Below are 10,740 nucleotides of genomic sequence, written 5' to 3' on the forward strand. Positions count from 1 at the left end.
CCTTATTATTTGGCTACATAAAGTACAACTGTGCGCCTTAAAAGCATTAGCCCGCAAAATCTACCTATTCCTAATCCATTGCCTCTTGAGCGCAGCGTTATGACATTGCTTTTAACCACACCATAAACCGACATGGTATTCAGGTGTTATTCAGCTAATTAAAGCTAATCTAGCCCCATCAATTTCACACAGATATTGAACTAAGGTGAATACTCAATGAGTCGAATTTTTAGAACCTTTATTATCTTTTTATTGTTGCTGACAAGCCGCAATGCCATTGCCATAACGGTGGACACCAAACCCGTAAAGCCCACTTACGACTTTAGGCAAATTGTGAGTAACGATCTCGACAGCCTATTAGCGTTACAAAATACTCTCGGGGCGGCGCCGCAGCAATTTAGCCATGATTTAGATGCCTTGTTTGAGCGTGCCCCTGAGGCACAATCGGAGCTAAGCAATTTAGTGACTAAAATTAGCCAGCAAAATCAGGCTTACATGATTATTCCTAAAATAAAAAGCTACCAAAGAGCCCAGCAAAAAATCGCCCTTAAATTTGACGGTGATGCCAGCTACCTCACCGATATTGCCAGAGCAACCATTGTTACTAATGATGTTGCCAGCTTGATGAGCGCTTATAAAGCCATTGTCGCACACGCTGAAGTCGTACAAGTTAAGAACCGCTTTGCCACTCCTAAAGCATCTGGTTACCGTGATTTAAACCTGCTGGTTAAACTGCCTCAAAGCCAAATGGTTGCTGAAGTGCAATTACACCTTAATAAGATTGCTGAAATTAAAAGCGGCCCAGAGCACCATGTCTACGAGCAAATTCAACACATCGAATTACAAGCTCAACGCCAACATAGACCCGTCAGTGAGCTTGAATTAATGCAAATTGTGAAACTGCGTCAAACTTCACACAAGCTGTATCACAAAGCGTGGTTAAGCTATAAACGTCAGAGTTTGGCAGAACTGCAAGCGGCATAAACTCTCAAATAAAGCACTAACTCGTTTAACGTTCGCCCCTGTACCCCTTGTTATTTACCTCCCCTTGGCACCTTTTTAAAAGGTGCTTTTTTTTGCCTAAAATAAAATCTGAATTGGTTAAAAGCGCCATTCAGGCTATACTCCCGCCATTATTGCCCGATGACTGGATACACTGATGAATGACATCATTGAAATGCTACAAGACTTGAGTGAAACGGTACCAGTACCACTCGAATTACCGACATTCGAGCAACTGGTAGAAGTGGAAGAACAAATTTTAATTTCACTGCCAAATGATTTAAAAGAATACTTATTATTTGCCAGTGATGTCATTTATGGCTCCATTGAAATGGTCACGGCATCAGATCCGTATTCACACACTTATTTACCTGAAGTGACCAGCTATGCCTGGTCTATCGGCATGCCAAGAGAATATATTGCTATCTGCCAGCAAGGCGATAACTTTTATTGTATCGACCAAGAAGGCAATGTGCGTCACTTCTATAAAGGTCGCATGGTCGACATTATGTGGGAATCATTGTGGGACTGGATCCAAGACATTTGGCTGAAACGAAAATAGCCTAAGTTTGACCAGCTAACATCATCAACGTACACAGTAAACCCATACCGTTACAGTATTAGAAAATTAGGAAACATCATGGCTAAATCAAACAACTTAAACGCAATTGAAATGCAGTGTTTACGGTTATCTTTAGGGTTAACGGTTGAGCAAATTGCTGAGTTAACTAAAACCACTCCTGAAGCGGTGATTGCTTGGGAAGCAGGTGAAACTGAAGCGCCTGTGGTTGCACAAAAGAAATTGCTTGAAATTGAAGACACCATTGAGATGCAAGTGCTTAACACCACTGACGGTATCGAAGCGTTATTTAAAACTGAACCTAAGCGCCGTTTAGCCTTTGTGGTTTACCCAACTCAAGCTATTTACACTCAGTACAATCCTGAGTTTTTAAGCTCACTGCCTTACACTGAGCTTTATAATACTGCGGCGTGGCGCATCAAAAAAGAATGCCAAATCGTACTTGATGTTGAAGTCAGCTTAGTGGCCTTAGAAGTGGAAAGCTACAAATCATTCCGTGCTGACAAGGGCATGAGTGAAAGCCGTGAGAGCCGCGCAAAATGGGCTGCAGCTCAGCTGTAAGCCCTTAAGCGAGCACTTTATGACATAAAAATGGGAAGCCTCTGGCTTCCCTTTTTATTGCTGACTTTTAGTGTCAGTTTTATCGGTGTAGCGATAGTGACATCACACTCACTCAATCAATGCGATCAAGTGTTACTCACTTTGGGCCGCCGCTTTGGCCGCTGCTGACTTTTTAAGTGCTGCCGCTAAGCTCGGGCTTTGTTGTAAACGGTCACGATAAGCGGTGAGTTTAGGCGGAATGGTTTGCTCAAACATAGTGGCCCACAATAACGTTTGCGCCAATAAAATATCAGCAATGGTTAACTCGCTGCCACAAAGATAGCCTGATTCTGGTACCCATAATTCAGCAATAGCCGCAGCACGATTAAACTCAAACTTTGCCACTGGCAACATAGCATCTAAACGCTGCTCATCTGGTAAAGCAAAGCGGTGCTTACCCATACTCCATAAAGGCTGCTCTAATTCACAAATAATAAAACTGACCCATTGATGATGTTTTGCTGACGCTGCGCTGCCAGGCATAGGTAAAAATCGGCCATTACCGTACTTTTCAGCCAAATATTGTAAAATAGCGGCTGACTCAGTTAACACCAGCTCACCATCCGTAATCACGGGCATTTTACCACTGGGATTTAAGGCCAAATAGGCTTCAGCGCGGTTATCTCCTTTTGAAAAATCCACAAAGGAAAACTGCCACTCAATGCCCAGCTCTTCTAATAGCCAAGACACGCGTAATGCGCGACTTTGGGGCGTGCCATACAAAGTAATCATAATCTGTCCCTGTTTGATAAAGTAAGCTAATAACTGCCATAAAAAAGCGGCTTGCGCCGCTTGGTATTCATGCTGTAAACATTAGCCTAGTTTAATTAAAACTGGTAGCTAACTTTACCGTACCATAAGGCGCCGATGGCTGAATGAGTTGCTTGATCGTAACCCATGAAGTCAGCAGCACTAAATGGTGGTTCTTCATTAAACACGTTATTAGCACCCACTGTCAGTGACCAATGGTCAAAGCCAATATAAGTGACATTTAAATCCAAAGTAAGCATTGAATCAATTTGACCTGTGGCGCCTGCATCAACATTATCAGTGTATTCACCAATGTAGTTTAAGCGTGCGCTGGTTTGCCAGTCGGTATAACCCCAATCCATACCACCAATCCAGCGATATTCGGGATGTTGGTACTCGCCAGCTAACTCACGCGTTGAACCGTCTTCACGTACTTGATCAAAGCTATTGACCCAAGTCAGGTTATAGCTAAAGCCAAACTCACCAGCAGAGTCGGTATTCAATACATATTTGACATCAAAATCGACACCGTCTGTAGATTGACTACCTAAGTTGCCAAATTGGTCATAAATTTCAATAATGCGCCCGGGAACATTAGTCGATGAAGGTTCACGCTTAACCACATTGGCATTATCACCTTGGGTATCGACTAAGTATTGGGTATCAGAGGTGATCAAACCATCTTGATCGTAATTCCAGTAATCCACCCCGACACTTAAACCATCAGTGATTTCCCAAACACCGCCCACGTTATATGAGGTCGACTCTTCAGGTTGTAAATTAGGGTTACCAGAAAATATCACCGTACGCTCTTGGGCAGTACAATCTTCTTCTAAGCCCGTTAATGGACAACGTGTGGTATCCACTAAACCAGGTGACTCCTGAGAAGGACCTAAACCTAATTGCACCAGTGATGGCGCTCTAAACGCTTCGCCCCAACTGGCGCGCAATGTGAGGTTATCAAGCGGGGTATAACGCAGTGCTATTTTAGGGTTAGTGGTATCACCAAAGTCGCTGTAATCTTCATAACGCAGCGCTAATTGCGCTTCTAAACGCTCAAAAATCGGTACCGCTAACTCAATAAATAATGAAGTTTGATCGCGTTCACCTGCAGCTTCTGTGGCTTCAGTACCAAAAATTTCACCACGCTTAAACAGCTCATCAGGATTATCTGACAATGACTCTTCACGGTACTCAAAACCGACCGCCATGGCTAAACTGCCCGCAGGCATATCCATTAAGTCGCCACTGATTTTACCGTCGAAAGCATTGGTGGTTGATTTACCACTTCGGGTGGTATTAACACTGATATCGTCAATCACAGTGCCTTGCTGGGTCGTCGCTAACGGGTTAAACGCGCCTGAGTTTATGGCCTCTTGTAAACGTGGCGTCCACACAAAGCCTTGCTCACCAAATTCAAGGTTACGGTTATAAGAATAGGTGTAAGCTAATTCCCATTCCCAGTCAGACAACATACCATTTAAGCCTAACACCACACGGGCGCTATCTGATTCTGATGATTTTTGTCGCGGCCCAGTTTCAGTTAAACGCCGACGCATGGTCAAGTCTTCACCAGGAAACGGATTAATAGCTGCGCCACTAGCAAACAGAGGGTTATCGTTGAGCATGTAAAACTCACCAAAAGATGGGCTGGCAGCGCCTTTAATCACACTTTCATTATGCTGATACATAAGCTCAGCAAATAGACTTAAATCATCATTAAATTCATAGTTTTGAAATACTGATAAGCCCATGCGGCTCGACTCTGGCACTGAGGTCATTTCTGGCGCGTAATCATAGCGGCAGTAACTGCCTTTAACACTATCAGCGGGACAATTTACATCAGGGGTCCAGCCAAACAAGTCTGATTTAGGGGTAATTGAGCCATCCATACCAATGGTTGCAGGAATGTATGAACCAGGGTTACCCGCAGACGATCTAAAGTCGCTACCGCCATTTGCAGTTTGATCTGCTGAACGTGAATAATCACGATCGGCAAATAAGGTTTCACGCTCTTTAAAATAATCAAAAATTACTGTGGTATGAGACTTTCCATTCGCCGCTTCCGTGCCCCACAAAATAGAGCCAGCTTGCTGACCACCGCCATCTTCAACGGTTTCAGCAATCTTGCCGTTAACCTCAAAGCCTTCGAAATCTTTTTTCATGATGATGTTTATCACACCAGCAATCGCATCTGAACCATAGGTTGCAGAAGCGCCGTCTTTAACGATATCAATTCGCTTAACTGCAGAAATCGGAATTGAATTTATATCAACAAAGGCAGTATCAATTGATTTTGCAAACGACGATACCGCAATACGGCGACCGTTTAATAACACCAAGGTGGCATCAGCGCCAAGACCACGAAGTGACACAGCTGCGCCACCATTAGCAGTGTCATCTGAGTTGTTACCTTGGGTAGAAAAAGTACCACTACCCGATACCGGGAGTTTACTGAGCAGTTGTGAAATATCTTGAGCGCCAGAACGGGCAATATCTTCAGCGCTTAACACCGTCATTGGTGAAGCCCCTTCGAGATCGGTCCGTTTAATATGAGTACCAGTAACTTCAATGCGTTCGACTTCGGGTTCGGCAGCAAAAGCGGTCTGCGTTAAAAACGTTGGGGTGAGCATAAGTGATACGGCAGTAGCGCAAGCGCTCCGCCAGAATTGAGGTCGTGACATAATTATCCCTAATTTAAAATATTAACTTGTTTAGACTCAACATCATTTTTAAGTCTGGTTTAGCTGAACTCTTTCGATTGAGTTTCTAATACCGCGCAGTATATTAGTACTTCGCAATACACTAACCTAAGTAATTTCCACAGGATGTCAACGATTGATTTTTAGGCAACTGTAACAAATCGTACCAGTAAGCCATTAATTTGCTATATTCAACTATTGATAAAGTGTGACATAGTCATTATCAATTTAAACAATAAGATAGTGTAATAAGCAGCTATTTTATGTCAGCCCCATGACGTGAAGAATAACGAGACAAATAATGACAACAGCTCAGCCAGCAACAAGCCGCTCTAGCCGATTTGCCACCCTCTTTGCCAGCCTAGGGCCGGGGATTTTAATGGCTGCAGCGGCCATTGGCGCCTCTCATTTGGTGGCATCAACCCGTGCTGGCGCCGAGTTTGGTTGGCAATTAGCTTGGGTTGTTCTCGCAGTTAATATTCTTAAGTACCCTTTCTTTGCTGCGGGTGCTCGCTATACCGCTGCCACCAACGAAAGCTTACTCCATGGCTATTTAAAGCAAGGTCGTGGCTACCTGCTGATGTTTACCTGTTTAAATACCATTGCTGCCATTGCCAGCACTGCCGGTGTGTGTATGTTAACCGCAGCCATGCTAACCCAGTTTGTGCCGCTGCCCATTGATATACTGGCTTTTTTGGTCTTAGTCAGCTCGCTGGCATTATTGATCCTCGGTCATTATCAGTTACTCGATAAACTGACTAAAGTCATCATGCTAGCCCTGACATTAACCACGCTAATCGCTGTGACATTAGCTTTTAATCACTCAGCAGGAACGGTTGCAACTGTGCCCAGTGAATCACCTTGGCAATGGGCTTATGTGGGTTTCTTAGTGGCAATGATGGGCTGGATGCCAGCGCCAATTGAAGTCAGTGCCTGGAACTCTTTATGGCTATTGGAAAAGCAAAAAACACAAACCGTCACCAGTAAGCAAGCCATCTTTGACTTTAACTTAGGCTTTATTGTCACCGCTATTTTAGCGATTGTGTTTCTCGCCCTAGGGGCACTGGTTATGCATGGTAGTGGTGAGCAATTTGCCAGCTCTGGGGCTAAATTTGCCAGCCAGCTGATCGATTTATACAGCGATGTTATGGGCCAAGAAAGTCGTTATTTGATTGCCCTTGTCGCTTTTTTATGTATTTTCAGTACCACAGTAACCGTGATTGATGGTTACAGTAGAACCTTAGATATTGGCTGGCAGCTTTTAACCCATAAACCAGACTGCTCGGCACGATTAACCCGAGTTATGTTGCTGGTTTCCGCCTTCGCAATGGCTTTAATTTGGTTCTTTAAAGGCGCCCTATTACCACTGCTTGAGTTTGTTATGACCCTAGCATTTATGACCACGGTTATTTTTGCTTGGCTTAATTATCGCTTGATGACCAGTAATTCATTACCTGAAGAACATCGATATGGTTTGAAAATGAAAATATTATCTTGGTTTGGTTTAACCTATTTAGTCGGTTTCTCAGCTGTATTTATTTACTGGAAATTAATTCTATAATCGCTTTTTAAAAGCAAATTTAGCCAGTTACAATGTCAATAAGTCAGTCACAATGTCAATAAGTCAGTCACAATAAGCCATAGCATGAACTGGCATATCCGCATCATCATTATGAGAGAGCGGATCTGTGGGTAGATAATCTGACCTAATGCCCTCAACTCAGGTATAATCACTGTTCAATGTGTTTTAAGCCTAAAGCGATGTGATAGTAATATCGTTCAGGTAACTTTAAACATAAGCACTTACTTTACCAGCGCAGCCGCGCCCAGAGACCTTTATGATTAACAATGACATCCTTCGCCGCCTTCGTTTTGTATTTGATTACTCAAATGCCAAAATGACTAAAATCTTCGCTCAAGCAAATGTTGAAGTCAGCAATGACGAAATCATTAGCTTATTAAAGAAAGAAGAGGAAGAAGGTTATAAAGCTTGTAATGACAAATTAATGTGTCAGTTTTTAGATGGCTTTATCATCGAAAAACGTGGTTTACGTGAAGGTAGTGAAGTACCTGCACCGCTAAAAGATCTAACCAACAACTTAATTTTCAAGAAATTACGTATCGCATTAGAACTTCGTGAAGATGACATTATTGAGCTGATTGGTTCTGCTGACTTGGCTATTGGTAAGTCTGAATTAGGCGCGTTATTCCGTAATCCTAGCCATAAAAACTACAAAACCTGTGGCGATCAGATTTTACGTAACTTCCTTAAAGGTTTATCACTTAAACATCGCGGAATGTAATATTTTCCTTAGCGTTTAAGCTTCCTTATTTAATGCACAGCTTAGGCTGTGCATTTTTATTTGTATCAATAAGGCCTATCTGGCGATGCCAGCTCATCCCAATAAATGGCTTGTTTAAAATGCTGGGCTAAGCGTTGATTAAGTTTGTCAAAATTTGAAATCGCCACCTCTTGACCGCTAATGCAAGACCACACAAACCGATGACAGTTATTATTGAATAGCTCATACTCACGATATTGAAATAATGATTGCTGCGCCCTTTCTAGCGCCTCAGGAGCTACAAGGGGTTGATGAAGATGATTACAAGCTTGAAAAATCCGGCTGCCACTGCGGCTTTTTAAAAAGCGCGCCGACGAAATAGGCCTAATTAAGCCACTGCCATGTAACTCCACCAAGCTATTATCCCCAAGCCACACGCCTGTATGTTCAATGACCCCAAATACAAAACAGCACACGATGGCCCCAGGCTCTGGGCTTACCTTGACCTTATTATGATGCAATATACTTGGCAGTAATGGGCTGAAATTGTTGTCATCAGGCACCGCTGGCGCACGACCTAAATAGCGTTGTCTATGGAGCAATTGACGCTTTTTGTGCTCGTCAGCCACCAGCATTGCTGTGATTGCTGCGCTGCCTAACAAGATAAAAGGAACTGCCATAACACCCCAATATGTAAAACACCTTAAAATCATCATGGCAGAACCGCGCTAAATTACGCCGCTAAAAATGTAACCAACTTTGTCAAAATCACAGCTGATTGTGTGGATTATCTAAAACCTCAGTAAATACATCCACATGACTTTTAAGCCTTTACCATAAAGGTAAATAGCCAATGCCTAAAAAAACATCAATAAAAATCTGTGATTAGGCTCACTTAACAGACCACAATAAAATCAAGATGTGATAACCTGCACCGATAACAAGATACGTCTACGATTAACAACAAAATTCTATCTTTGAGATAAAAATTAACTAACTGTAGATAAAAATAACTGCAATACGTCACTGACAATAAGGTTTCCAATGGACGAGAATAAACGCCCTCTCTATCTTCCTTTCGCAGGTCCAGCGATTCTTGAATCTCCTATGCTCAATAAAGGCACTGCTTTTAGCGAAGAAGAACGCATTTACTTTAACCTTGAAGGGCTTATCCCTTGGGTGGTTGAAACTATCGATGAGCAAGCATCGCGTGCTTATGATCAATATAAAAACTTTACTAACGATCTCGATAAGCATATTTACCTGCGTAATATTCAAGATACCAACGAAACGCTTTTTTATCGTTTAGTGCGTAATCACATCAGTGAAATGATGCCAATCATCTATACCCCTACGGTAGGCTTAGCGTGTGAGCGTTTTTCTAAAAACTATCGCCGTAACCGTGGTCTGTTTATCTCGTATTCCAATAAAGACCGTATTGATGACATCCTCAATAACTCGACCCGTCATAAAGTAAAAGTCATTGTGGTAACCGATGGCGAGCGCATTTTAGGCTTAGGCGATCAAGGTATTGGTGGCATGGGGATCCCCATTGGTAAATTATCTTTATACACCAGTTGTGGCGGGATCAGTCCGGCGTACTGCTTGGCGATCACCTTAGATGTCGGCACTGACAACCCTCATTTACTAGAAGACCCTATGTATATGGGCTGGCGCCACCAGCGTATTGGCGGTGAAGAATACGCTGAGTTTGTTGAAGAGTTTATGCAAGCGGTTAGTCGTCGCTGGCCTGAAGCATTAATCCAATTCGAAGATTTTGCTCAGAAAAATGCCATGCCATTACTTGAGCGCTACAAAGATAGATTCTGTACCTTTAATGATGATATTCAAGGTACTGCAGCAGTGACTGTAGGTTCATTACTAGCAGCCTGTAAAGCTGCAAACACGCAATTATGTAAGCAAAGAGTCGCCTTTTTAGGCGCTGGTAGTGCCGGCTGTGGTATTGCTGAAGCCATTGTGGCGCAAATGGTTGCTGAAGGTATTAGCGACGAGCAAGCACGCTCACAAGTGTTTATGGTCGACCGCTGGGGACTGTTACTTGATAACATGCCAACCCTGTTAGGCTTCCAGCAAAAACTGGCACAAAAAACCGCTAATATTGAAAACTGGGACGGATTTAGCGATCACATTTCATTACTTAATGTGGTTAATAATGCCAAGCCAACTGTGCTTATTGGCGTATCTGGTGCGCCAGGTTTATTTACCGAAGAAATAATCAAAGCCATGCATAGCCATTGCAAGCGCCCGATTGTATTCCCGCTATCTAATCCAACCAGCCGCGTTGAAGCAACGCCTAAAGATGTGCTGCATTGGACCAATGGCCAAGCACTTGTGGCTACCGGTAGCCCGTTCGAACCAGTTGTAATTGAAGAAGAAACCTTTGAAATTGCTCAATGTAACAATAGCTTTATCTTCCCCGGTATTGGCTTAGGCGTATTAGCAAGTGGCGCAACTCGGGTATCAGATGAAATGCTGATGGCATCAAGTCGTGCGCTGGCAGAGTGTTCACCCCTTGGTCAAAATGGTACCGGCTCATTACTGCCAAGACTGGAAGACATTCAGCAAGTGAGCAAATATATTGCTTTTGCAGTGGCTAAAAAAGCTATCGAGCAAGAATTAGCCCTACCTTGTCCAGATGAATTACTGCAACAACAAATTGAAAGTAATTTCTGGGAACCTGAATATCGCCGTTACAAACGCACCGCGTTCTAACTACTGCCAAGACGGGAAGACATTCAGCAAGTGAGCAAATATATTGCTTTTGCAGTGGCTAAAAAAGCTATCGAGCAAGAATTAGCCCTAC

At 43.1% G+C, this 10,740-nt stretch carries 9 protein-coding genes; 6 read left to right on the top strand and 3 right to left on the bottom strand.

The window, feature by feature from the left end; genetic code table 11:
- Positions 1–216: 216 nt before the first annotated feature.
- The 3 genes from Q4591_RS02225 to Q4591_RS02235 all read left to right on the top strand — a co-directional run bounded on the left by Q4591_RS02225 (position 217) and on the right by Q4591_RS02235 (position 2,143).
- Entirely contained in the window at positions 217–984 is a 768-nt protein-coding gene (locus tag Q4591_RS02225) for a RelA/SpoT domain-containing protein (RefSeq protein WP_303459153.1), read from the top strand.
- Positions 985–1,159: 175 nt separating this feature from the next.
- On the top strand, positions 1,160–1,564 hold the full coding sequence (locus Q4591_RS02230; protein WP_076539686.1) for an SMI1/KNR4 family protein: 405 nt from the start codon (positions 1,160–1,162) through the stop codon (positions 1,562–1,564).
- Positions 1,565–1,642: 78 nt separating this feature from the next.
- Positions 1,643–2,143 (top strand): DUF4447 family protein, encoded by a 501-nt coding sequence (locus Q4591_RS02235; protein ID WP_102438504.1) that lies wholly within the window; start codon positions 1,643–1,645, stop codon positions 2,141–2,143.
- A gap of 132 nt (positions 2,144–2,275) precedes the next feature.
- Here the strand turns inward: Q4591_RS02235 and Q4591_RS02240 are convergent, their stop codons facing one another.
- Together Q4591_RS02240 and Q4591_RS02245 are read right to left on the bottom strand one after the other, a co-directional pair.
- Positions 2,276–2,914: a glutathione S-transferase family protein gene (locus Q4591_RS02240; protein ID WP_102438506.1), complete on the bottom strand. Its 639-nt coding sequence runs from the start codon at positions 2,912–2,914 to the stop codon at positions 2,276–2,278.
- A 95-nt stretch (positions 2,915–3,009) separates the two neighbouring features.
- Positions 3,010–5,616, bottom strand: a complete 2,607-nt coding sequence (locus Q4591_RS02245; RefSeq protein ID WP_303459155.1) for a TonB-dependent siderophore receptor — start codon at positions 5,614–5,616, stop codon at positions 3,010–3,012.
- A 319-nt stretch (positions 5,617–5,935) separates the two neighbouring features.
- Between Q4591_RS02245 and Q4591_RS02250 the strand changes: the two genes are divergently transcribed.
- Both Q4591_RS02250 and Q4591_RS02255 read left to right on the top strand, forming a co-directional pair.
- Positions 5,936–7,195, top strand: a complete 1,260-nt coding sequence (locus tag Q4591_RS02250) for an NRAMP family divalent metal transporter (RefSeq protein WP_102475318.1) — start codon at positions 5,936–5,938, stop codon at positions 7,193–7,195.
- A gap of 277 nt (positions 7,196–7,472) precedes the next feature.
- Positions 7,473–7,937: a DUF1456 family protein gene (locus Q4591_RS02255; RefSeq protein WP_076539695.1), complete on the top strand. Its 465-nt coding sequence runs from the start codon at positions 7,473–7,475 to the stop codon at positions 7,935–7,937.
- A 65-nt stretch (positions 7,938–8,002) separates the two neighbouring features.
- Here Q4591_RS02255 and Q4591_RS02260 read toward each other — a convergent pair whose 3' ends face one another.
- Complete coding sequence (locus Q4591_RS02260; protein ID WP_102438516.1) at positions 8,003–8,596, bottom strand: hypothetical protein; 594 nt, start codon at positions 8,594–8,596, stop codon at positions 8,003–8,005.
- A 364-nt stretch (positions 8,597–8,960) separates the two neighbouring features.
- Here Q4591_RS02260 and Q4591_RS02265 point away from each other — a divergent pair, with 364 nt between their 5' ends.
- Complete coding sequence (locus tag Q4591_RS02265; RefSeq protein ID WP_102475319.1) at positions 8,961–10,649, top strand: NAD-dependent malic enzyme; 1,689 nt, start codon at positions 8,961–8,963, stop codon at positions 10,647–10,649.
- Positions 10,650–10,740 lie beyond the last annotated feature (91 nt).

It is taken from the genome of Shewanella sp. 3_MG-2023 (assembly GCF_030548765.1).
In the GTDB taxonomy this organism is placed as follows: Bacteria; Pseudomonadota; Gammaproteobacteria; order Enterobacterales; family Shewanellaceae; genus Shewanella.